Consider the following 23340-nt stretch of genomic DNA (forward strand, 5'->3'; position numbering starts at 1 on the left):
GAGGATTTGAACATGTCTATGTTACATATTGTCAACAAGTCCCCGTTTGAACGTGTGGCTTTTGAGAGCTGCTTGGCTCATGCCAAGGCAGGTGATTCGATCCTGATGATTGAAGATGCCGTGGTTGGTGCAGTCGACGGGTCAATCTTTTCTGGTAAAGTAAAGGCTGCGATGTCTGATAAGACGGTGTATGTGTTGGGTGCAGACCTAGCCGCACGCGGTTTGGAAGGCAAAGCAATAGACGGGATTGTGAGCGTTGATTACGCGGGTTTTGTAGACCTGACGGCAAATAACGACACCACCCAAAGCTGGCTGTAAGTTTTAACATTTTTTGACAGGAGGCCACACAATGGCATCAATTAACGTTGGCGGTAAAGACATTCCGTTAGATGAAGAAGGCTATCTGGAAAACCTGAGCGACTGGACTCCAGAAGTGGCAGAAGTTTTGGCTAGCGGCGAAGATGTGACGCTGACTTCTGAGCACTGGGAAATCCTGAATTTCCTGCGTGAATACTATGAAGAGTACCAAATCGCTCCAGCGGTGCGCGTTCTGACTAAAGCAGTTGGTAAGCGTTTGGGTGCTGACAAAGGTAACTCCAAGTACCTGTACAGCCTGTTCCCATACGGCCCTGGCAAGCAAGCTTGTAAATACGGCGGTCTGCCTAAGCCAACTGGTTGCGTATAATTTAATTATATGTCGCTAGTTAGGTCGTAAGACACGAAGATTGCTCCGGCTCGCCGGAGCCTCTTCTTAAGCCCTGTTGTTGACAGGTTTTCAGAAGAGAGACTAATGACTTCAGGAGTACGCAGTGACATTCGTAAGTATTCTTTACGGACTGTTGTTTTGGGCGGCAACGTTGATTTTGATTGGCGGTGTGGCTATGAAGATCCGCCAATACTGGAACACCCCAGCCCCATTGAAGATTCCGACCACACCCGCGCCGGTTACGCAGGGCGGTGTTGTATGGCGCATGTTCCGTGAAGTGGTGTTTTTCCAGAGTTTGTTCCGTTCCAACAAAACCTTGTGGTTGTTTGCGTTCCTGTTCCACATTTCCTTGTGGTTGGTGCTGATTCGCCATACCCGTTATTTCATGGAAATGGGGGCAGTGCTGACGTTCCTGCAACCGTTTGGGAAGTATGCCGGTTTCACGATGGTGTTGGGTCTGGCAGGTTTGTGGGCGCGTCGCTTCCTTGTGGATCGTGTGCGTTACATTTCCGCGCCTTCTGACCATTTGATGTTGGCATTGCTGATTGCCATTGGTGGCAGCGGTTTACTAATGACGTTTGTAACCCACACGGATGTCACTCAGGTGAAGGCATTCTTCGGTGGTTTATTGACCTTCGGTTTCTTTGGTGACGCAGGCGGCTTGCCAGCCGATCCGATTGTATTGGTGCATTTGTTGTTGGTGGCATTGCTAATGATCATTTTCCCGATCAGTAAGTTAATGCACGCTCCGGGTATCTTTTTCAGCCCGACCCGTAACCAAGTGGATAACCCGCGTGAAAAACGCCATGTATCCGGCTGGGCATTGGAATTGGAACGTCAAGGTAAAAACTACCTCGACGAACTGAAGAAATAATGAGGTAAGCACCGTGGCTGATTACGAAGTTCCAAAATTGACGGGTGAAGGGTATTGCGAGATTCCCGCAGTACGCGAAGGCGTGATGGAGAGCAAAGGCCCTTTTATCGCCAAGCCAGACTTTCAGAAGGCACTGCATTTCCCGAATGATTTTGATGCAGCAGGGTCATTAGTCCCTAACTGGAAAGAACGCGCACTCGACAAAATGGCTGATTTGAAAGGTCGTTACCGTTCGTTGCAAGTGTTCTTGGATATTTGTGTCAAATGTGGCGCGTGTACTGACAAGTGCCACTACTTCATCGGAACATCTGACGCGAAAAACATGCCAGTGGCACGTCAGGACTTGTTGCGTAAAGTTTATCGCCGTTACTTCACGTTTGCGGGTAAGTATTTCCCCAAACTGGTCGGTGCAACCGATCTGACCGAAGAGGTATTGGCGGACTGGTATAACTATTATCACCAGTGTTCACAGTGTCGCCGTTGCTCCGTATTCTGCCCATACGGCATTGATACGGCTGAAATTTCAATGGCAGCGCGTGAAATTCTTGACCACGTGGGTTACGGTCAAAAGTATTGCAACGAGATTATCGGCAAGGTCTTTAAGATCGGTAATAACCTCGGTTTACCGGGTCCGGCACTGTTCGACACAGTGGAAGGTTTGGAAGAAGACGTTGAGATGGATACCGGCATTAAAGTCCGTTTCCCGCTCGACGAAGACGGCGCGGAAGTGTTGTTGGTAACGCCATCAGCGGACTTTTTCGCCGAACCGCATATCGACGGTTTGATTGGTTACGCGAAAGTATTCCACGAAACCGGCGTGACCTGGACGATGAGTACCATCGCGTCAGAAGCAGGTAACTTCGGTATGTTCATTGGCTCTTATGAGACCATGCGCCGGGTTTCTTTGCGGGTTCGTGAAGCCGCGATCAAGCACAAAGTTAAGCGCATTGTGTTTGGGGAATGTGGACACGCATGGCGCGTTGCGTACAGCTTCCTGAATACCTTGGCTGGGCCGTTTGATTTCTTGGATCAGCGTTACCCTGTGCCACAACACATTCTGGAGTTCACTTGGAGCCAGATCCAAGCTGGTAACTTGCAGATTGATAAGACTGAGAATGACGACAAAGTCTTGACCTTCCACGACTCGTGCAACGTAGCGCGTGGTAGCCGGATGGGTGATTACCCCGGTGGTCAGTTCGACATTCCGCGTCACGTTATTCGTGCCGTGTGTAACAATTTTGTGGACATGCCAGCCGATACCATCCATGACGCGACTTTCTGTTGCGGTGGTGGCGGCGGTTTGCTGACCGACGACTTGATGGAAATTCGTGTGAAAGGTATTCAGCCGCGTGCGGAAGCCCTCAAGCACGTCACCACGCACAATGGTGTGACGCACATGGCTGCGATTTGCGCGATTTGCAAATCACAATTTACGAAAGTGTTGCCGTATTATGGTTTCACGATGGATCAAATTGTTAGTGTTCACCAGTTGGTGAGTAACGCGCTTGTCCTGCAACGGCAAGTGTCCGTGCAGGCACGTCCCGACGATGAAGACGGCGACGAAGACTAATTACGACATTTATTTCCGCGTGGCATAGCCGCGAGTGGACTGAAATTAACAGGAGATAGGCATGGCAACCGCAGCTCACGACAGCAAGCTTAAAGGTAATGGTCACACGTACCGCCGTTTTAAAGATGGCGATAACGAATGGGGCAGTATGCACGATAGTATTTTCGTGCAGGATACAACCCATAAATGCCCTACCTACATTCACAAAACGCCGCCTTGCCAAGGTAGCTGCCCGTCGGGTGAAGACATTCGTGGCTGGTTGCAGATCGTGCGCGGCATTGAAAAGCCCCCCGTTGGCATGACCATGCAAGAATATGCATTCCGTCGCTCCACCGATGCTAACCCGTTCCCGTCGATGATGGGTCGTGTTTGCCCGGCTCCTTGCCAGACAGGTTGTAACCGTAACGACGTTGACGATTTCGTCGGCATTAACGCGGTCGAGCAATACATCGGTGATAGCGCGATTGCGGCTGGTTTCAAGTTTGATGCACCTAGCGAGCTGAGTGGTAAGAAAGTGGCTATCGTTGGCGGTGGGCCAGCGGGTATGGCGGCTGCTTACCAATTGCGTCGTATGGGTCATGCGTCTACCGTATTTGAACAGCACCCTGAATTGGGCGGCATGATGCGTTACGGTATTCCGGGTTATCGTGTACCACGCGACAAGCTGGGTGCGGAAATGCAACGTATCATCGACATGGGTGAGATCACGATTAAGTGCAACACCACCGTCGGTAAAGACGTAAGCATCGAGCAACTGGAAAGCGATTTCGACGCAATTCTTTGGACGGTTGGTTGCTGGAATGGTCGTGGTCTGTTCGTTGATAAGTTTGCAGAAACGCCAAACTGCGTGTCTGCGGTTGACTTCCTCGAAGCCTATAATAAAGGCACGATGAAATACACCGCGCCTCGCGTCGTGTGTGTGGGTGGTGGTGATACTTCCATCGACGTGGTTTCCGTGTCGCGTCGTATCGGCACATTGGCGAACTACGCAGAAAATGCGGAAGATTCCGCGACTGGCAAACTGACTCACGGTGATGTAGGCGAGAAAGTACCTGCAACTGTTACCTTGACCACTTTGTTCCCGTTGGATCAAATGACGGCTGCGGAACACGAAGTACAGGATGCGCTGAAAGAAGGCGTGACTATCCTGACGCAAGTGATGCCAAAGGAAATCATTTTCGGTGCTGACGGTCGTGCGATTGGCCTGAAAGTGGTCGAGTGCGCGATGAAAGGCAATATGCCGCAAGCGTGCGAAGGCGGCAAAGAAACCATTATCGAAGCGGACATTATTGTTTCTGCTATCGGTCAGTTCGGCAAACTGGATGGTATCGAAGCCCTGAACAATGGTCGTAACCAGATCAATGCTGACGCACTGTACCAAGTACCGGGCAAGAAAGGTCATTTTGCAGCGGGTGACGCAGTACGTCCTCACTTGTTGACGACGGCTATCGGTCAAGCGTCTATCGCATCTGAAACGATCAATCGTTATTTGCTGGCGGCAGAACAAACCAAGCGTCCGAAAGTGGATAAGCACCACTTTGACCTGATGGCAAAACTGCAAGAGGCAGGTTTGGAACCAGCAGGTTATGAGTCAAGCCGTGCAGAAGACATGCGCGGTACAGACGGTGCGAAATACGCGGTACATAACTACGATGACCGTTCTAAAAACGTGATTGTGCCTTCCAAAGATTTGTTCTTGGGTCACTTCAACAACGTAGCACGTAACCTGCGTACTGAAGACGTACCAACGGCTGAAGAAGTATTGGGTCACTTTGCAGAGCGCATGAATCCGCTGCCAGAAACCGACGCGGTTAACGAAGCCAAGCGTTGCATGAGTTGCGGTATGTGCTTCGAGTGTGACAACTGCGTTATTTACTGCCCGCAAACTGCCGTTTACCGCGTGCCTAAGAAGCAGGCGACGCTGGGTCGTTATGTTGCAACCGACTACTCCAAATGTATCGGCTGCCATATCTGCGCAGACGTTTGCCCAACTGGGTACATCGAAATGGGTCTGGGCGAATAATCGCCCTTTCCATGAGTGCAGGCTCGACAGGAATCAGCATGACTAGCAAGTTTTCTAACATCTTTTTGGCTTCAGTGTTGGCATTAGCCACGCTGTTGTCGGGTTGTGATTCAGCACCAGCAGCGGGGACTAACCTCGAAACAGCTAAGCAAAAAGCTGATCAGTGTGTTGAACCAACCGACAAAATGCGTAGTAATCACATGAGCATGTTGGATCACCAGCGTGATGCTACGATGATTGAAGGTATTCGTACCAAGCAACACAGCTTGAACGAGTGTATCAATTGTCACGTTGCGCCGACTAAAGATGACGGTACGCCGTTGCGCTACGGTGATGATCAGCATTTTTGTACCACTTGCCATGCGGCGGTGGGACAGAAGATTGATTGTTTCCAATGTCATGCTGACCGCCCGGCAGGTGATGAAAATTACCAGCATAAAGTAGGCAGTGCGGATGCACATCACTTTACCCAAGGTGTTGTCAATGCTGCTATGCCTACGGCTGCTGAAGTGCAAATGGTAGCTCAACCACAACAAGGAGCTGCGCAATGAATCAGAACCGTGTTGATGAATACCGCCGCAATTTTATGACAGCCTTGGGTGGTGTCGCGGCAGTCGCTGCGGTTGCGCCTAGTTTTGTGTTGCAGACAGCACACGCTGCTGGTGAAGTCGCTGCGAAACCTGCGGATCAAGCTGTTACCGATGCGAAGCGTTGGGGCATGTTGATTGACGTGACTAAGCTGACCGATGGTGGTGCAGCTATGGTCGCCGCGTGTAAAAAAGAACACGGATGGGGTGATGAGATACATTCTGACGCTACCCAAAAAGCGCATTGGGCGCGGGTGGTGAAAGTCACGGATAAGCTGACCCAGAATAGTTTCAGCCTGCCAGTCATGTGCCAGCATTGCGAAAATCCACCGTGTGTTGATGTTTGCCCAACGGGTGCATCCATGAAGCGTGCGGATGGGATTGTGCAAGTTAACAAACATACTTGTATCGGTTGCCGTTATTGCATGATGGCTTGCCCGTACAAAGCACGTAGCTTTGTGCATGAGCATTTGATTGATCAAAAAGCACATTCACCGCGTGGTATTGGCACGGTTGAATCCTGCAATATGTGCGTACACCGCGTGGATAATGGTCAGTTACCAGCCTGTGTGGAAGCAGCACCGGATGCAGTGACCTTCGGTGATTTGAATGACCCTAACAGCACGCTGAGCCAAACGCTGAAAGCTATCGGTGGGAAGCAAATCCGTGCTGATCTTGGTTTAAATACTGGCGTGCGCTACCACGGCATCTAACGGAAAGGACGAACAGCAATGGCTAGTCAAGCAATCATTTTCCGCGAAACCAAAGACGGCAAGGGTTTTTATATCCTGTTGGCGGTTTTGGGTGCATTCCTCGCACTGGGTGCGCTGGCATTTTTCAATGCTGAACATCATGGTCATCATGTAACAGGCATGAACAACCAAATTGTTTGGGGTTTGCCGCACGTTTTTGCGATTGGTTTGATCGTCGCAGCTTCCGGCGCATTGAACGTCGGTTCAATCGGTACTGTATTCGGTAAGAAAATCTATCAACCCATGGGGCGTTTGTCGGCATTACTGGCGATTTCTTTACTGATTGGTGGTTTGATCGTGTTGGTGCTGGATTTAGGTCGACCTGACCGTTTGATCGTGGCGATGACCACCTTTAACTTTAAGTCGATCTTTGCGTGGAACATTATCCTCTATAACGGTTTCTTGGCGTTATCAGCGGTATATATCTGGACGATGATGGATCGCCAGGTGAAGGGCTATTACAAGATGGCGGGTATTGCGGCATTTACTTGGCGTTTGATCCTGACTGCTGGTACTGGCTCGATCTTCGGCTTCTTGGTGGCGCGTGATTTTTACAATTCAGCGGTCATGGCTCCGTTATTTATCGTCATGTCATTTGCAATGGGCTTGGCAGTTTTCATTCTGGTCTTGCACTTTGCGTATTCTTGGACAGGTCGCCAATTGGGTAATGCGGTGATGAACCGCTTGCGTTATTTGTTGGCAGTGTTCATCGGTGGCGTATTGTTGCTGGAAGCTGCGCGTCATTTCACCGGTTTGTACATTGCACAGAAGGCTGGTGTGGAAAATTTCATTTTGTTTGAAGGTGGTGTTTACACGCAGTTATTCTGGGTTGGGCAAATTCTGCTGGGTAGTTTGCTGCCTTTGTCGCTGATTTTCTGCCGTAAGCTGGTAGATAATCGTGTGGCATTGCTGTTGGCGGCGGCGTTTACTATTGTGGGTGGCTTTGCGCAATTGTATGTAATTTTGATTGGTGGGCAGGCTTACCCGTTGACCTTGTTCCCCGGTGCTGAAGTTTCCAGCGATTACTTTGATGGTGTGATTAATAGCTACGTGCCAAGCATCTGGGAGTTGATGTTAGGTTTGGGCGGTGTGGCACTCACCTTAGTGATGGTGACTATCGGGGTGAAAGTGCTGCGTTTCCTCCCGGATTCTTTGTCGGATGCGGTAGCTGATCCGCACAGCAAGTAAGTAGCAACATTTACGTACTTGAATCTTAATAGAACCGGCTTTTTGCCGGTTTTCTATTTTTGTGGTTAAAAACGCATACGCAATGGCAATGCGTTGCCGATGTTACGGTTTCAATGCTTCCAGTAGCTTAGTAATGCCTTGGTTTGTTCCAGTAAGTACTGTTTGCGCCAGTGATCTTCCGCTGTTGTTTTGAGAGTGGATTCCAGTTGGTGTAGGCAGGCACTTTGGCGTTTATTATGATGCTTAGACCAGTCTTTCAGTAAGGCGAGTAAGTGACTGTCCAGGTCCAAATCGAGATAACTCGGTTTGGCATATTCGAGTAAAATTCGCTCAAAAAGTGCTTGCTGGCGTTCGTTGGGTAATACGCTGTAACACTCCCACAACGTGGTACAGGATGTCTGCATCAGGCGATAAAGGTGTTCATCCGGGTCTTCCATTTTGTCTGCTAACAAAGGTAGCCAGCCAATCACGGCTAAACATAAGTCCAGTGTTTCGCGGGTTGGGGTGGTGGCCTTACGTGCAACATTGAGTAAGTGATGGATTGCTGTGGTCAGATGAGTGGCACTGGCAACATGAATATACCCATCCGCATTGGCATGGCGTTGCGTCATATCTGCCAGCATTTGCCGGTATTTTGGCTCACTTGGCTCGTCGCTACCCAATAGATCGGCAAAACAGATTAGCAGGGTGTCGCGGAAGTCAGCATCCTGCAAGGCTTTTTCTCGGACAAACGTTTGCAGTTCCTGATGGGAAAGTTGTTCGAGGATATAGTCAATTTGCCCAATGCGGGTGGTCGGTTTCACTCAAAAAGCCTGTTCTTTGAGAATGTCGGGGCGATCAGGGTTGCGGCGATACAATACAGCGACATTTCCTACCCGTTGAATCAATTGGGACTGTGCGTGTTGGGTAATTTGCTCAATCATTTCATCGCGCAAGTCCCGATCACCGACACTTAATTTAATTTTAATCAGTTGATGGTAGTCAAGTGCACCCGTGATTTCTTCCAGTACAGTGGGTTTTAAGCCATGCTGACCGATTAAGACGACAGGATTAAGAGCGTGAGCACGGCTCCGCAGGCGTTTTTTCTGAGTTTCTGTCAATGTTCCGGTCATTTCCATGATACGCTTCCCTAAATTGACGAAGTGTAATGAGTGATAACACGGCATGGCAAGAAGCAAAAGCAGTCAAAGGTGGCTGGGCGAACATTTTAGTGACGAATACGTCAAAAAAGCACAGCAGGAAGGATACCGTTCCCGTGCAGTGTACAAGTTGCAGGAAATTCAAGAGAAAGATCGTATTCTCCAACCGGGCATGAAGGTGGTGGATTTGGGCGCTGCTCCCGGTGGGTGGAGTCAGTATGCTACCAAGTTCGTCGGGCAAAAGGGGCGGATTGTGGCAAGTGATATTTTGCCATTGGATCCCTTGCCTTTTGTCGAGTTTGTGTTAGGGGATTTTCGCGAGGAATCTGTCCTGATGGAAATGCTGAATTTACTCGGTGGCGATAAAGCTGACCTTGTTATTTCAGATATGGCACCCAATATGAGTGGTGTCGATGCCGTTGATCAGCCGCGCTCCATTCATCTGTGTGAACTTGCATTGGATATGGCGCGTCAGGTATTAAAGCCTGGTGGCACTTTTCTGGTGAAACTGTTTCAAGGCGATGGCTCAGAAAACTTTCTCCGCGAGGTGCGCAGTAGCTTTAAAACAGTAAAAGTAAGGAAACCGGCTGCATCAAGACCACGTAGTCGGGAGGTTTATGTATTAGCGCAAGGTTTTGTGTTGTAATATCTCGGTAATAGGTGTTACACGTGGATAACACCAGTTGATAGTGGAGAAGTCACTTGAACGATTTAACCAAAAATTTGCTGATTTGGGCTGTCATTGCTTTCGTGTTGATTGCAGTGTTCAGCAAATTCAGCGTGCCAGCCCAACCAATGACCACAGTGCCGTACTCGGACTTTTTAAGCAATGTGCGTAGCGGTGGGGTCAAGGATGTTGAAATCAGAGGCCAAAAGATCATTGGTACAGACGGTAGCAATGCGCGATTTGTGACGTATAGTCCGCCGAATGATGCGAAGTTGGTGGACGATTTGGTCGCCAATAAAGTTAAATTCCAGGCATCACCGCCAGAAGAGCGCTCGGTGTTGTGGGATATTATCATTAGCTGGGTACCGTTCCTGCTGATCATTGGTTTGTGGATTTACATTATGCGCCAAATGCAAGGAGGCGGTGGCGGTCGTGGGGCAATGTCCTTCGGCAAGAGTCGCGCCCGCATGATGACCGAAGATCAAGTCAAAATTAACTTCAACGATGTGGCTGGTTGCGAAGAAGCCAAAGATGAAGTAGCTGAACTGGTTGAGTTTTTGCGTGATCCCGGCAAATTCCAGAAGCTGGGCGGTAAGATTCCGCGCGGCGTATTGATGGTGGGTTCACCGGGTACGGGTAAAACCTTGCTGGCTAAAGCCATTGCGGGTGAAGCTAAAGTACCATTCTTCAGCATTTCCGGTTCCGATTTCGTGGAAATGTTTGTTGGTGTGGGCGCTTCTCGTGTACGTGACATGTTTGAGCAGGCCAAGAAACACGCGCCGTGCATTATTTTCATTGACGAAATTGATGCGGTAGGCCGTCAACGTGGTGCGGGCGTAGGCGGCGGTCACGATGAACGTGAGCAAACCCTTAACCAATTACTGGTTGAGATGGACGGTTTTGAAGGCAGTGAAGGCATTATCGTGATTGCTGCGACTAACCGTCCTGACGTGTTAGATGCTGCTTTGTTGCGCCCCGGTCGTTTCGACCGTCAAGTGGTCGTGCCATTGCCTGATGTACGGGGTCGTGAGCAAATCCTTAAGGTTCACATGCGTAAAGTCCCGTTGGGCGATGATGTTAGACCATCCCTGATTGCACGCGGTACGCCGGGTTTCTCAGGTGCTGATTTGGCGAACTTGGTGAATGAAGCGGCATTGTTTGCGGCGCGTGGTAACAAGCGCACCGTCGATATGAACGAGTTTGAGAAAGCCAAAGACAAGATCATGATGGGTGCTGAGCGTAAGTCAATGGTCATGAAGGAAGATGAAAAATTAGCAACGGCTTACCACGAAGCGGGTCATGCCATTGTGGGTTTGAGTGTTCCTGAACATGATCCGGTCTACAAAGTCAGCATTATTCCACGTGGTCGTGCGTTGGGTGTCACCATGTATTTGCCGGAAGAAGACCGTTACAGCGCCAGTAAGCAGCGCTTGGAAAGTCAGATTTCTAGCTTGTACGGTGGTCGTATTGCTGAAGAGCTGATCTACGGTTTAGAAGGCGTTACCACGGGTGCTTCTAACGACATCGAACGTGCGACCAGTATTGCGCGTAACATGGTCACTAAGTGGGGCTTATCCAGTCGTATGGGGCCACTGGCTTATTCAGAAGACGAAGGCGAAGTATTCTTAGGGCGTTCAGTCACACAGCATAAGCATGTTTCTGATGAAACGGCTTTCGCGATTGACGGTGAAATCCGTGAGGTGATTGACCGTAACTATAACCGTGCCAAGCAGATTCTTACGGACAAAATGAGTGTGTTGCACGCAATGGCTCAAGCGCTGATGAAGTATGAAACCATTGATCGTGGGCAGGTGGATGCATTGATGCGTGGCGAAACGCCACCACCACCAGCCGATTGGACAGATGATGATTCTTCTGGTGGTAAAGGTACGCCAACTAAACCACATTCCGTTAGTGGTAACAAAACCGATGATAGCGTGATTGGTGGAACTGCCAGTTCGCATTAAGGTTCGTTAGAACATTATTTAGTTGGTTAAGGCGCGAGCATTTTACTCGCGCCTTTTGTTTATCAGGAATAACGTAATGGCATGGCAGGTTCCTCAATTTTCTGTGCAGGTAATGGGCATTCTGAATATCACCCCGGATTCGTTTTCTGACGGTGGTCGGTTTCACTCGCGTGACCAAGCTTTGCGGCATGTTGAGCAAATGCTGTCAGAAGGCGTCGATATTATTGATGTGGGGGGGGAGTCCACTCGTCCTGGTGCTGCTTCTGTTCCTGTTGCGGAAGAGCTGGAGCGGGTTATTCCGGTGATAGCGGCGATTCGTGAGCGTTTTGCTGTACCGTTGTCGGTAGATACCAGCAAGCCTGAGGTTATGCTGGCGGCAGTCAGTGCGGGCGTTGATTTAATCAATGATGTGTGTGCCTTACAGCAACCCGGTGCATTGATAGCTTGTGCGCAGCTTACCGTGCCAGTGTGCTTGATGCATATGCAGGGACAGCCACGTACCATGCAGCAATCCCCTCACTATGAGGATGTGGTGCAGGATATTGCGCAGTTTTTTCAGGAACGTATTGCGGCTTGTGAAACGGCTGGAATAGTGCGGGAGCGTTTGATTCTCGATCCGGGGTTTGGATTTGGTAAAACTTTGTCGCATAATGTGGACTTATTACGTAAATTGGCGGCATTTTCTGATTTGGGTTTGCCTATACTCGTGGGGCTTTCACGCAAATCCATGATTGGTGCTTTGCTAGATAATCGCCCAGTGGAGGGGCGTTTGTATGGCAGTGTGGCTGGCGCGGTAATCGCTGCCATGCAAGGTGCCAATATTGTGCGGGTACATGACGTGGGTGCAACGGTTGATGCACTGAAAATCGTCAATGCAGTCATGAATAGATAATATTTTGAGGTAGATGGGCGAATGGCAAGAAAATATTTCGGTACAGATGGGATTCGCGGCAAAATCGGGCGTTATCCGATGACCCCTGACTTTGTATTAAAATTAGGTTGGGCGGCAGGAAAAGTGCTGGCAAGTAACGGGCATCCCCTAGTGTTGATTGGTAAGGATACCCGGATTTCCGGTTACATGCTGGAGTCTGCATTACAAGCCGGTTTAGTGGCAGCAGGGGTCAATATCCGTTTATTGGGGCCGATGCCTACACCGGCGGTAGCGTATTTGACCCGTGCGTTCCGCGCTTCTGCGGGCATTGTGATCAGTGCTTCGCACAATCCGTATGATGATAATGGACTGAAGTTTTTCTCTGGTGACGGCACAAAATTACCCGATGAAGTAGAAGAAGAAATCGAGCGTTGGCTGGATATGGATTTTAAAACCGTGTCTTCTGATGAGCTGGGTAAAGTCGAACGTGCTAAAGACGCGGCTGGGCGTTACATTGAATTTTGTAAACGTGCATTGCCGAATAGTGTTTCACTCAAGGGTTTGCGGATTGTCGTCGATTGCGCCAATGGCGCGACTTATCACGTAGCACCCGATGTGTTCGGGGAGCTGGGCGCAGAAGTCATTGCAATAGGCAACACGCCTGATGGCATCAATATCAATGAAGCGTGCGGCGCAACCCATGTGGATGGTTTGTGCGATGCCGTTTTACGTTATCGTGCTGATCTTGGCATTGCCTTGGATGGTGATGGTGATCGTTTGATCATGGTGGATCAGCGCGGCGATACGGTCGATGGCGATGAAATTCTCGCGATTATTGCGCACCACCGTCATGCTGAAGGCAAATTGCACGGCGGAGTGGTTGGCACGCTGATGAGCAATCTTGGTTTGGAAAAATCCATTCAGGCGTTGGGCGTACCGTTTTACCGCGCTAAAGTCGGCGACCGCTACGTGATTGAGCAAATGACCCAGCACGATTGCGATTTGGGTGGCGAATCATCCGGGCATATTATCGTGCGCAATTTCATCACTACGGGTGACGGCATCATTGCCGCGCTGCAAGTGTTACGGGCGATGCGCATGAGCGGCAAGCCCTTACATGAGCTGAAAAGCGTGATGGCAAAATACCCGCAAACCCTGATTAATGTGCCGACCAAGCACAAGATTAATCTGGATGAATCCGTTGCGATTCAGGATGCAGTGCGTCAGGTTGAGCAACAATTGGGTAATCGCGGACGGGTATTGTTGCGTGCCTCCGGCACTGAGCCATTGATTCGGGTAATGGTGGAGGGTGAAGATCCTCACGAAACCGCTGAATTGGCAGAGCAAATCGCCAGTGCGGTGCGGGCTGCCGCCTGACCTACCCGGAATGAAGATTGATTTCCAACGCTTATGCAGGTAATCTTTCGCCCTTGCTTGAAAGAGAGGTGGAGTTATGCGTCAGAAATTGGTTGCAGGTAACTGGAAACTAAACGGGTCAAAGGCGAGTATCGAGTCTTTGATGGGTGGCATTCTAGCCGGGCTGGAAGGCATGGATAATGTGGCGGTGGCAGTTTGCCCACCTTACGTCTACATTCCCATGACTCAAACGCTGGTGGCCGGAAGCCGTATCGGTCTGGGTTCTCAGGATATTGCTGATCAAGACGCAGGGGCTTTCACTGGCGAAGTTTCCGGGGCAATGCTCAAGGAATTTGGCTGTGACTACGCGATTGTCGGTCATTCTGAACGCCGTGCGATTTACGGCGAGCAGGACGCTGATACTGCACGTAAGTTTGCTGCTGCACGTAAGTACGGTCTGAAACCAATTCTGTGTGTGGGCGAAACGCTGGAAGAGCGTGAAGCAGGCATTACCGAAGCGGTTGTGGCACGTCAACTGGATGCAGTGATTGCGCTGGAAGGCGTGGAAGCACTGACTGACGGTGTGATTGCTTACGAACCGGTGTGGGCGATTGGTACGGGTAAAACCGCTAGTCCGCAACAGGCGCAGGATGTCCATGCTTTTATTCGCGGTAAATTAGCGACGCTGAATGCAGTGGTCGCGGCGAAGGTACAAATTTTATACGGTGGCAGCGTCAAAGGTGCGAATGCTGCTGAATTGTTTGCAATGCCGGATATTGACGGTGGCTTGATTGGTGGTGCATCTCTGGATGCCAACGAATTTCTGGCTATTTGCAAAGCCGGTAACTAAGGTTAATAAAAACGCTATGTTATACAATGTCTTGTTGATCATGTTGATCGTTGTTTCTGTTGCCATGATTGTGTTAATTCTGATGCAGCAGGGTAAGGGTGCGGATGCGGGTGCTGCGTTTGGCAGTGGGGCGTCAGGTACGGTATTTGGGTCGCAAGGTTCTGCCAACTTTTTGAGTCGCACGACGGCGATTTTGGCAACGCTTTTCTTTTTACTGGCATTGGCATTAGCGTTTCTGGCTTCAGGGCGTACTATTCAATCGGGCAGTATTATGGAAGCGGTTACGCCAAGTGGTCAAGCGGTGGAAACCGCAGCACCGGTGCCAAACAGTGACGTACCGCCTACACCTGCTGCGCAAGAAGCTGCCACGAGTGACGTGCCGCCTGCACCAGCCGCTAAGACTGAAGAAAAATCAGAAGAAGTGCCTAAGGACGCAGAAAAACCCGTGCAAGAGTCGAAGTAATAGCATAGAATATGCGCCTGCTTTGCCGACGTGGTGGAATTGGTAGACACGCTATCTTGAGGGGGTAGTGGCGCAAGCTGTACCGGTTCGAGTCCGGTCGTCGGTACCATACATAAAAAGCCTGTCATCGTAAGATGATGGGCTTTTTGCTTTTATGCCTAATTCTTGCTAAAACCTGACAATACCCACTTTGGGGAATTAATCTGTGGTTCATGCGCCGTTATATTCGACTGCATAAAGAAATAATGATACAAACAGTAAGTGTTTGGAATCATGCATCACAGACGACCGGGTGGTTTGGAGAGAACGCCACGGTTTGCACCAGGAGTTAGTATGCTAGGAGAATACCTTCCCATTCTCGTTTTTCTGGCAGTCGGTTTTGGCTTAGCAGTGGTATTGCTAGGTTTGGGGTTGCTTGCAGGCCCGCGCCGACCAGACGCAGAAAAAGATTCACCGTTCGAGTGCGGCTTCCCCGCGTTTGAAGACTCTCGTATCAAATTTGACGTGCGCTACTACCTCGTCGCCATCCTTTTCATCATTTTCGATCTTGAAATCGCCTTTTTGTTCCCTTGGGCCATTGTGCTCGACTCCATTGGGGTGTTCGGCATCGTGGCGATGGGTATTTTCCTGACTATCCTGATTGTTGGTTTCATCTACGAGTGGAAAAAAGGGGCATTGGAATGGGAGTAGAAGGGGTTCTGGAGAAAGGCTTCGTCACCACGACAGCCGATGCCTTGATCAACTGGGCGCGTACTGGCTCGTTGTGGCCGATGACCTTTGGTCTGGCGTGCTGCGCGGTCGAAATGATGCACGCGGGGGCTTCACGTTACGATTTGGACCGTTTCGGTATTGTGTTCCGCCCCAGTCCGCGCCAATCGGATGTGATGATCGTGGCAGGAACGCTGACCAACAAGATGGCTCCGGCGTTGCGCAAGGTCTATGATCAAATGGCGGAACCGCGTTGGGTGATTTCGATGGGGTCTTGCGCCAATGGTGGCGGTTACTACCATTATTCCTACGCGGTGGTGCGCGGATGTGACCGGATTGTGCCGGTGGATATTTACGTACCCGGTTGCCCGCCAACCGCTGAAGCCCTGCTGTATGGCATTATCCAGTTGCAGAATAAAATTCGTCGAACCAACACGATAGCGCGGTAATTCATGGCTGTATCACTCGAATTTGTTAAGGATTACGTTCAGGAAGGACTCGGCGATAAGCTGTCAAGCAGCGTTCTGGCGCACGGCGAGTTGACCTTGGAAGTGGCCGCTGAACATTGGCTGGAAGTGGCGCGTTTCCTGCGGCACGATTCCATGTTGGATTTTGCGCAACTGACCGATTTGTGTGGGGTCGACTACCTCACGTATGGTGATGTCGAATGGGATGTGACCATTGCTTCGCGCAGTGGCTTTAGCCGTGCGGCACAAGCCACCGAAGCGGATCCGTTTGATTTTGATGCGCAGGAAGAGAGTGCTCAGTTCGCGGGTAAACGTTTCGCGGTGGTAATCCACTTGTTATCGGTGAGCCGTAATCTGCGTATCCGGGTGCGCACACGCTGCGATGACAACAATTTTCCGGTAGTGGCATCGTTGGTGGACATCTGGAGTTCGGTGAATTGGTACGAGCGTGAAGCGTTTGATCTGTTTGGGATTATGTTCAGTGGACACCCGGATTTGCGCCGCATCCTCACCGACTACGGTTTTGTCGGACACCCCTTCCGTAAAGATTTTCCGCTCATCGGGCAGGTTGAAATGCGTTACGATGCTGAGCAAAAGCGCGTCATTTATGAGCCTGTATCCATTGAAGCGCGGGTGTTGGTGCCGCGCACTATCCGCGCTGACCAGCGTTTTTCCCCAGCCGTGGAGCGTGATGACTAATGCCTGAAATCCGCAATTTTACGCTGAACTTTGGCCCAGCTCACCCTGCCGCGCACGGTGTGTTGCGTCTGGTGCTGGAAATGGACGGTGAAACTATCGTCCGTGCTGACCCACACATTGGCTTGCTGCACCGTGGTACCGAAAAGCTGGCAGAAAGCAAACCGTATAACCAAAGCATCGGCTACATGGATCGCCTCGATTACGTGTCAATGATGTGCAATGAACACGGTTACGTGCTGGCGATTGAAAAGCTGTTGGGAATTACCCCGCCAGAACGTGCGCTCTACATTCGTACCATGTTCGACGAAATTACCCGTATTCTCAATCACTTGCTGTGGATTGGCGCACACGCGCTGGACGTGGGTGCAATGACCATGTTCCTGTACGCTTTCCGCGAACGTGAAGATTTGATGGATGCGTATGAAGCGGTGTCTGGTGCACGTTTGCACGCCACGTATTACCGTCCGGGCGGGGTTTACCGCGATTTGCCGGATTCCATGCCGCAATTTTTACCCAACCGTTTCCGCACTGAAGCCGAAGCCAAGCGTTTGAATGCCAATCGCGGCGGTTCGTTGCTGGATTTCTTGGAAGATTTCACCAACCGTTTTCCCGGTTATGTGGATGAATACGAAACCCTGCTGACCGATAATCGCATCTGGAAACAGCGTCTGGTCGGGATTGGCGTGGTGTCACCGGAACGTGCGCTGCAACTCGGTTTCAGTGGCGCAATGCTACGCGGTTCGGGCGTGGAATGGGATTTGCGCAAGAAGCAACCGTATGCCGCCTACGACAAAATGGATTTCGATATTCCGGTGGGAACACACGGCGACAGTTATGACCGTTACTTGGTGCGGGTCGAGGAACTGCGCCAGTCCAACCGCATTATCAAGCAGTGCATTGACTGGCTGCGCGTGAATCCCGGCGAGGTGATGCTGGAAGACAGCAAAGTTGCCCCGCCAAAACGCGCTGAGATGAAGCAAGACATGGAAGCGTTGATTCAGCACTTCAAGCTGATGACCGAAGGCTATTGTTTGCCGGAAGGCGAATCGTATGCAGCGGTGGAACATCCGAAGGGTGAATTTGGTTGCTACATTGTGTCGGACGGCGCGAATAAGCCGTATCGCTTAAAAGTTCGTGCGCCAGGGTTCGCGCATTTATCGGCTCTGGATGAAATGACCAAAGGTCACATGCTGGCTGACGTGGTGGCGATTATCGGCACCCAAGATATTGTTTTCGGGGAGGTTGACCGTTGATGACTGAACATCCTATCACGATGCTCAAGCGCAAAAGCGACTTGCTCAGCCATCACGAGCGTGAAGACATTGATAGCTGGTTGGCACGCTATCCGGCGGATAAAAAGCAATCGGCATTGCTGGCGGCGTTACGTGCGGTGATGCACGAAGATCACTATTTATCCCGTGAAAAAATGGATGCGGTGGCAGATTATTTAGGCTTGCCCGAAATTGCAGTGTATGAAGTTGCCAGCTTTTACTCCATGTATGAAATGGATGCAAAAGCAGCGGCGAAGTACAGCATCTCAGTTTGTACCAATGTCTCCTGCATGTTGTGCGGTTCGGATGTGATTCTCGATCATGTTGAGAAAAAGCTGGGCATTAAGCTGGGCGAATCCACGCCAGATGGTAAATTCTTCCTCAAAGTCGAAGAAGAGTGCCTCGCCGCGTGCAGCAGTGCGCCAATGATGCAGGTCAACCACGTATACCACACCCATCTCACCCCTGAAAAAGTGGATGAGATTTTGGACGGACTGGAGTAAGCACATGGCAAATCAAGTCTGTTTCATTACGACCCAATTTGGCGACCAAGCTCACACGCTGGAAAGCTACCTCAAAGTAGGCGGTTATCAGGCATGGCGTAAAATTCTGGCTGAAAAAACACCTGCTGAAGAAATTATTGATACGATTAAAGATTCTGGTTTACGCGGGCGCGGTGGTGCGGGTTTCCCCACCGGCATGAAGTGGAGCTTTATGCCGCGCACTATGCCGGGGCAAAAATACATCGTGTGCAACTCGGATGAATCCGAACCGGGTACGTGCAAAGACCGCGACATCTTGCGTTTCAACCCGCACGCGCTGGTCGAAGGCATGGCGATTGCGGGTTACAGCATTGGCGCGACAGTGGGTTACAACTACATGCGCGGCGAGTTTATGGATGAACCGTTCATCCATTTCGAGCAGGCTGTGAAAGAAGCCTACGAACTCGGTTTGCTTGGCAAAAATATTCAAGGCAGTGGCGTTGATTTTGACCTGTACGGCACGCTCGGTGCGGGTGCCTATGTGTGTGGCGAAGAAACCGCTTTGCTGGAGTCGCTGGAAGGCAAAAAAGGTCAGCCGCGTTTCAAGCCGCCATTCCCTGCCAGTTTCGGTTTGTACGGTCGCCCGACCACGATTAATAACACTGAAACGCTGTCTTCCATTCCGGTGATTATGCGCAATGGCGGCAAGTGGTTTGCCGATTTGGGTGTGAAGAATTCCGGCGGCGAAAAGCTGTTTTCGATGTCTGGGCATTTGAACAATCCGGGCAATTTCGAGATTCCAATGGGAATGCCGTTCCCTGAACTGCTGGCGCTGGCTGGCGGGGTGCGCAACGGACGCAAGTTGAAAGCGGTGATTCCGGGTGGTTCGTCCGTTCCGGTGTTGCCGGGTGAGGTGATGATGGGTTTGACGATGGACTACGACACCATTGCCAAAGCGGGTTCGTACCTCGGTTCGGGCGCAGTCATCGTGATGGATGACACCACCGATATGGTCAAAGTGTTGCAACGGATTTCACGTTTCTACTTCTCCGAATCCTGCGGGCAATGCACACCTTGCCGCGAAGGCACAGGTTGGTTGTACCGGATGTTGACCCGCATTGTGGAAGGCAAGGGCAAGATGGAAGACGTTACGCGGCTCGAAGAGATTTCCCACAATATCGAAGGCCGTTCCATTTGTGCCTTGGGTGAAGCGGCAGCGATGCCGGTGTGGAGTTTCGTCAAGCATTTCCGTGAGGAATTTGAATACTACGTCAAGCACGGTCGTAGCATGGTGGGACAGGGGTAACACATGGCAGAAGAATTCGTCACCATCGAAATTAATGACCAGCCGGTTCAGGCTCGCAGAGGTGCGATGCTGATTGAAGTGGCTGATAATAATGGAATTTCCATCCCGCGTTTTTGCTACCACAAAAAGCTCTCGATTGCTGCCAACTGCCGCATGTGCTTGGTGGAAATGGAAAAATCGTGGAAGCCGGTTCCCGCTTGTGCCACGCCCGTGAATGCAGGCATGAAATTCTGGACGCGCTCCGACAAAGCCAAGAACGCGCAGAAAGGCATTATGGAATTCCTGCTGATCAACCATCCGCTGGATTGCCCGATTTGCGACCAAGGTGGCGAATGCGAATTGCAGGATGTCTCAGTCGGTTACGGTAGCAATAAATCGCAATACGCCGAAATCAAGCGCGTCGTGCAAGACAAAGACATTGGCCCTTTGATCGAAACCGAAATGACCCGCTGTATCCAATGTACTCGCTGTGTGCGTTTCGGTGATGAAATCGCCGGAATGCGCGAAATGGGCGGGGTAGGGCGCGGTGATCGGCTCGAAATCGGCACGTATATTGAGAAATCGCTCAAATCGGAACTTTCCGGCAATGTGATTGACCTCTGCCCTGTGGGTGCGCTGACTGCGAAACCGTCACGCTACAAAGCACGGGCGTGGGAAATGGTGGCGCATGATGCGATTGCCCCGCACGATTCGGTTGGCTCACACCTTCAGGTACACACTTTCCGCAAAGAAGTGGTGCGTGCAGTGCCGCGTGAAAGTGATGTCATCAACGAGTGTTGGATTTCTGACCGTGATCGTTTCAGCTATCAAGGTATTGCCAGTGCTGACCGTATTACCAAGCCAATGCTCAAACGCGACGGGCATTGGTATGAAGTCAGTTGGCAGCAAGCGTTGGATGCGACGGCGGAAATTTTGCGGGCGGCTGACCCAGCGCGTACCGGTGCATTGGCAAGTGCGACTTCCACTGTGGAAGAACTGTATTTGTTCCAGCGTTTAATGCGCGGTTTGAACATTCGCAATATTGATCACCGTGTACGCCAGACTGATTTCAGCGACCAAAGTGCTGCACCGCTTTGCCCTTCCTTGGGAATGCCTATTGCGCAATTGGAACAGCAAAATGCGGTATTTTTGATTGGCTCTAATGTGCGCCAAGAGCAGCCGTTACTGAATCACCGCATCCGCAAAGCGGCACTCAAAGGCGCGGCGGTGATGGCATTGAATCCGCGTGCATTCGATTTCAACTACGACGTGGCGCAACAAGCGGTTGCTCCGGCAGATATGTTGCAAGCCTTACAAGCGATTGCGAATGATCCTGATAATGCGGTGATGGCAACGCTTAAAAATGCGGAACACGCCACGGTATTGCTGGGCAATGTCGCCGTTCAGCATCCCGATTTTGCGGCATTACGCGGCTTGGCTTACACGATTGCGGAACAAACGGGCGCAACCTTTGGCTATTTGGCGGAAAGTGCCAACAGTGTGGGTGCGTGGGTTGCGGGTGTTGTGCCGCACCGTTTATCGGCGGGACGCGAACTTAAACAAGCAGGCGTGCCGGTTGGTGAGTTCCTCAGTGAAAATACTCGCACGTTTGTCTTGCTGAATACCGAGTTGGCAGATTTCGCGAATCCGCAACAAGCAATGAAAGCCTTGAGTGCAGCGGAGAACGTGATTGTGATTGCGCCGTTTGCGGATGATACGACACGCAAATACGCGACGGTGTTATTGCCTAGTTCGACGTTTGCCGAAACTTCCGGTACGTTCATTAATGCAGCAGGACAGTGGCAAAGCTTTAAGGGCGCGACTGTGCCACCGGGTGAAGCGCGACCTACTTGGAAAGTGCTGCGGGTGTTGGGTAATACGGCGGGTGTACCTGAATTTGATTGGGTTGCCACCGAAGAAATTGTTGCCGAGTTGCACCTTGAACTCGACGGTGTAGAGGTTTGTAACAACCGTTATGCTGGCACTGTGGGTAGAGACGCAAAATCTTGCGTCTCTACGACGGCAGATGGGGCGTTTCAGCGCATCGGCGACGTAGAAATGTACCGTGTTGACTCGCTAGTACGCCGTGCGAAAGCCTTGCAAGCCATGATTCCTCCGGCGGCGGTGCAGTTGAATCCGCAAGATGCGGCGAATATGGGTGTCGCGGCTGGCGATACGCTTAAAGTGTCGCAAGGTGCGGTGACGATCACGCTGCCAGCACAACTGGACGCGGGTATTCCAGCAGGTTGCGCCGGTTTGCAGTCGGGCATTGAAGTATCCAACGTGTTGGGCGCGGCTTTCGGTGCGCTCCAAATAGCAAAGGCAGGTTAGGGGAATGATGGAAGTACTCGCAAATTTCTTCGGTGCCTTCCTCCCTGAGTGGATGGTGACGCTGCTAATCATTCTGATCAAAGTCGTGGCAATTGTGCTGCCGCTGATTTTGTTGGTGGCTTACGCGACTTACGCAGAACGCAAAATCATCGGTTTTATGCAGGTGCGTGTGGGGCCGAACCGGGTTGGGTTCAAAGGCTTGTTGCAGCCGTTTGCGGATATGTTCAAGCTGATTTTTAAGGAAATTGTTATTCCTGCGAAGTCTAACCGTTTTCTGTTTTTGATTGCACCCTTGTTGGCAATGGGGCCTGCGTTTGCGGCTTGGGCGGTGATTCCGTTCAGTGACGGCATGGTGTTGGCGGATGTGAACGCGGGGTTGTTGTTCCTGTTGGCACTGACTTCCTTGGGAATTTACGGAGTCATTATTGCGGGTTGGGCATCGAATTCTAAGTATGCGCAACTGAGTGCAATGCGTCTTGGGGCGCAAATGGTGTCGTATGAAATTGCAATGGGATTCGCGCTGGTCGGGGTGCTGATGGCAGCCGGTAGCTTGAATCTGGGCGATATTGTGCGGGCGCAATCCGGTAGTATTTTTAGCTGGTTTGTGTGGCCGTTGTTTGGCTTGTTCTTGGTGTATTTCATTTCGGGTGTGGCAGAAACCAACCGTGCGCCGTTCGACGTGGCAGAAGGTGAGTCCGAGATCGTGGCGGGTTTCCATGTGGAATATTCCGGCATGGCGTTCTCGATTTTCTTCCTCGCGGAATACGCCAATATGTGGCTGATTGCCGCACTGACTTCGTTGATGTTCTTGGGTGGGTGGTTGTCGCCGTTCCAAGGGCTGACTTTCTTGACGGATATGCCGGTATTGGGCTGGGTGTTTGGTGATGGTATCCATTGGTTACTGTTGAAAGCCTCGTTCTTTATGCTGCTGTTCTTTTGGTTTCGCGCCACGTTCCCGCGTTACCGTTATGACCAAATCATGCGCTTGGGATGGAAGGTTCTGATCCCGATAACCTTGGTGTGGATTTTTGCGGAAGGGCTGGCGATCGCGCTGGGCTGGAAACCGTGGCTGTAAGGAGACTGA

The 23340-nt window shown here is 51.0% G+C and carries 24 protein-coding genes and 1 tRNA gene; 23 read left to right on the forward strand and 2 right to left on the reverse strand.

Annotated features, from left to right (window positions below; genetic code table 11):
- The first annotated feature begins 12 nt into the window (after nt 1-12).
- From tusB to nrfD, 8 genes are all read left to right on the forward strand, one after another.
- Complete coding sequence (gene tusB, locus L2Y54_RS11510; protein ID WP_236496258.1) at nt 13-318, forward strand: sulfurtransferase complex subunit TusB; 306 nt, start codon at nt 13-15, stop codon at nt 316-318.
- 31 nt (nt 319-349) lie between these two features.
- Nucleotides 350-685, forward strand: coding sequence for a TusE/DsrC/DsvC family sulfur relay protein (locus tag L2Y54_RS11515; RefSeq protein WP_236496259.1), 336 nt, complete (start codon nt 350-352; stop codon nt 683-685).
- A 124-nt stretch (nt 686-809) separates the two neighbouring features.
- Entirely contained in the window at nt 810-1580 is a 771-nt protein-coding gene (locus L2Y54_RS11520; protein WP_236496260.1) for a respiratory nitrate reductase subunit gamma, read from the forward strand.
- Nucleotides 1581-1593: 13 nt separating this feature from the next.
- Entirely contained in the window at nt 1594-3150 is a 1557-nt protein-coding gene (dsrK, locus tag L2Y54_RS11525; RefSeq protein WP_236496261.1) for a sulfate reduction electron transfer complex DsrMKJOP subunit DsrK, read from the forward strand.
- 61 nt (nt 3151-3211) lie between these two features.
- Complete coding sequence (locus tag L2Y54_RS11530; protein WP_236496262.1) at nt 3212-5173, forward strand: NAD(P)-binding protein; 1962 nt, start codon at nt 3212-3214, stop codon at nt 5171-5173.
- A gap of 38 nt (nt 5174-5211) precedes the next feature.
- Nucleotides 5212-5724 (forward strand): hypothetical protein, encoded by a 513-nt coding sequence (locus tag L2Y54_RS11535; protein WP_210227046.1) that lies wholly within the window; start codon nt 5212-5214, stop codon nt 5722-5724.
- A complete protein-coding gene (gene dsrO, locus L2Y54_RS11540; protein WP_236496263.1) occupies nt 5721-6473 on the forward strand; it encodes a sulfate reduction electron transfer complex DsrMKJOP subunit DsrO in 753 nt (250 codons plus the stop codon). Before L2Y54_RS11535 ends, dsrO begins: the two co-directional genes overlap by 4 nt.
- A gap of 18 nt (nt 6474-6491) precedes the next feature.
- Nucleotides 6492-7700 carry an NrfD/PsrC family molybdoenzyme membrane anchor subunit gene (gene nrfD, locus L2Y54_RS11545; protein WP_236496264.1) on the forward strand — a complete coding sequence of 403 codons (1209 nt, stop codon included), beginning with the start codon at nt 6492-6494 and terminating at the stop codon, nt 7698-7700.
- 110 nt (nt 7701-7810) lie between these two features.
- On the opposite strand, the gene L2Y54_RS11550 is transcribed toward nrfD, so the two are convergent.
- Nucleotides 7811-8503: a hypothetical protein gene (locus tag L2Y54_RS11550; protein WP_236496265.1), complete on the reverse strand. Its 693-nt coding sequence runs from the start codon at nt 8501-8503 to the stop codon at nt 7811-7813.
- The gene (locus L2Y54_RS11555) at nt 8504-8818 is read right to left on the reverse strand and encodes a YhbY family RNA-binding protein (protein WP_236496266.1); all 315 of its coding nucleotides are present in this window, start codon (nt 8816-8818) and stop codon (nt 8504-8506) included. It lies immediately after the preceding gene.
- Nucleotides 8819-8864: 46 nt separating this feature from the next.
- Between L2Y54_RS11555 and rlmE the strand changes: the two genes are divergently transcribed.
- The 15 genes from rlmE to nuoH all read left to right on the forward strand — a co-directional run bounded on the left by rlmE (nt 8865) and on the right by nuoH (nt 23331).
- Complete coding sequence (gene rlmE, locus L2Y54_RS11560) at nt 8865-9485, forward strand: 23S rRNA (uridine(2552)-2'-O)-methyltransferase RlmE (RefSeq protein WP_236496267.1); 621 nt, start codon at nt 8865-8867, stop codon at nt 9483-9485.
- Between the two features lie 56 nt (nt 9486-9541).
- The gene (gene ftsH, locus L2Y54_RS11565; protein ID WP_236496268.1) at nt 9542-11473 is read left to right on the forward strand and encodes an ATP-dependent zinc metalloprotease FtsH; all 1932 of its coding nucleotides are present in this window, start codon (nt 9542-9544) and stop codon (nt 11471-11473) included.
- Nucleotides 11474-11549: 76 nt separating this feature from the next.
- Nucleotides 11550-12365, forward strand: a complete 816-nt coding sequence (folP, locus tag L2Y54_RS11570) for a dihydropteroate synthase (RefSeq protein ID WP_236496269.1) — start codon at nt 11550-11552, stop codon at nt 12363-12365.
- A gap of 21 nt (nt 12366-12386) precedes the next feature.
- On the forward strand, nt 12387-13721 hold the full coding sequence (gene glmM, locus L2Y54_RS11575) for a phosphoglucosamine mutase (protein WP_236496270.1): 1335 nt from the start codon (nt 12387-12389) through the stop codon (nt 13719-13721).
- A gap of 76 nt (nt 13722-13797) precedes the next feature.
- On the forward strand, nt 13798-14550 hold the full coding sequence (tpiA, locus tag L2Y54_RS11580) for a triose-phosphate isomerase (protein WP_236496271.1): 753 nt from the start codon (nt 13798-13800) through the stop codon (nt 14548-14550).
- Between the two features lie 16 nt (nt 14551-14566).
- Nucleotides 14567-15013 (forward strand): preprotein translocase subunit SecG, encoded by a 447-nt coding sequence (gene secG / locus L2Y54_RS11585; RefSeq protein WP_236496272.1) that lies wholly within the window; start codon nt 14567-14569, stop codon nt 15011-15013.
- A gap of 24 nt (nt 15014-15037) precedes the next feature.
- Nucleotides 15038-15122 (forward strand) — tRNA-Leu (locus tag L2Y54_RS11590).
- Nucleotides 15123-15346: 224 nt separating this feature from the next.
- Complete coding sequence (gene ndhC, locus L2Y54_RS11595) at nt 15347-15703, forward strand: NADH-quinone oxidoreductase subunit A (RefSeq protein ID WP_236496273.1); 357 nt, start codon at nt 15347-15349, stop codon at nt 15701-15703.
- Entirely contained in the window at nt 15694-16170 is a 477-nt protein-coding gene (locus tag L2Y54_RS11600; RefSeq protein WP_028490378.1) for a NuoB/complex I 20 kDa subunit family protein, read from the forward strand. Before ndhC ends, L2Y54_RS11600 begins: the two co-directional genes overlap by 10 nt.
- Before the next feature lie 3 nt (nt 16171-16173).
- Nucleotides 16174-16887, forward strand: coding sequence for an NADH-quinone oxidoreductase subunit C (locus L2Y54_RS11605; protein WP_236496274.1), 714 nt, complete (start codon nt 16174-16176; stop codon nt 16885-16887).
- Nucleotides 16887-18140 (forward strand): NADH-quinone oxidoreductase subunit D, encoded by a 1254-nt coding sequence (locus L2Y54_RS11610; RefSeq protein ID WP_236496275.1) that lies wholly within the window; start codon nt 16887-16889, stop codon nt 18138-18140. The genes L2Y54_RS11605 and L2Y54_RS11610 overlap by 1 nt, the downstream gene beginning before the upstream one ends.
- On the forward strand, nt 18140-18661 hold the full coding sequence (locus tag L2Y54_RS11615) for an NADH-quinone oxidoreductase subunit NuoE family protein (protein ID WP_228292183.1): 522 nt from the start codon (nt 18140-18142) through the stop codon (nt 18659-18661). Before L2Y54_RS11610 ends, L2Y54_RS11615 begins: the two co-directional genes overlap by 1 nt.
- 4 nt (nt 18662-18665) lie before the next feature.
- Nucleotides 18666-19946, forward strand: a complete 1281-nt coding sequence (nuoF, locus tag L2Y54_RS11620; RefSeq protein ID WP_236496276.1) for an NADH-quinone oxidoreductase subunit NuoF — start codon at nt 18666-18668, stop codon at nt 19944-19946.
- 3 nt (nt 19947-19949) lie between these two features.
- Complete coding sequence (gene nuoG, locus L2Y54_RS11625) at nt 19950-22256, forward strand: NADH-quinone oxidoreductase subunit NuoG (RefSeq protein ID WP_236496277.1); 2307 nt, start codon at nt 19950-19952, stop codon at nt 22254-22256.
- 4 nt (nt 22257-22260) lie between these two features.
- Nucleotides 22261-23331: an NADH-quinone oxidoreductase subunit NuoH gene (nuoH, locus tag L2Y54_RS11630; RefSeq protein WP_236496278.1), complete on the forward strand. Its 1071-nt coding sequence runs from the start codon at nt 22261-22263 to the stop codon at nt 23329-23331.
- Nucleotides 23332-23340: the final 9 nt, after the last annotated feature.

This window comes from Thiothrix winogradskyi (assembly GCF_021650935.1).
Taxonomy (GTDB): Bacteria; Pseudomonadota; Gammaproteobacteria; order Thiotrichales; family Thiotrichaceae; genus Thiothrix; species Thiothrix winogradskyi.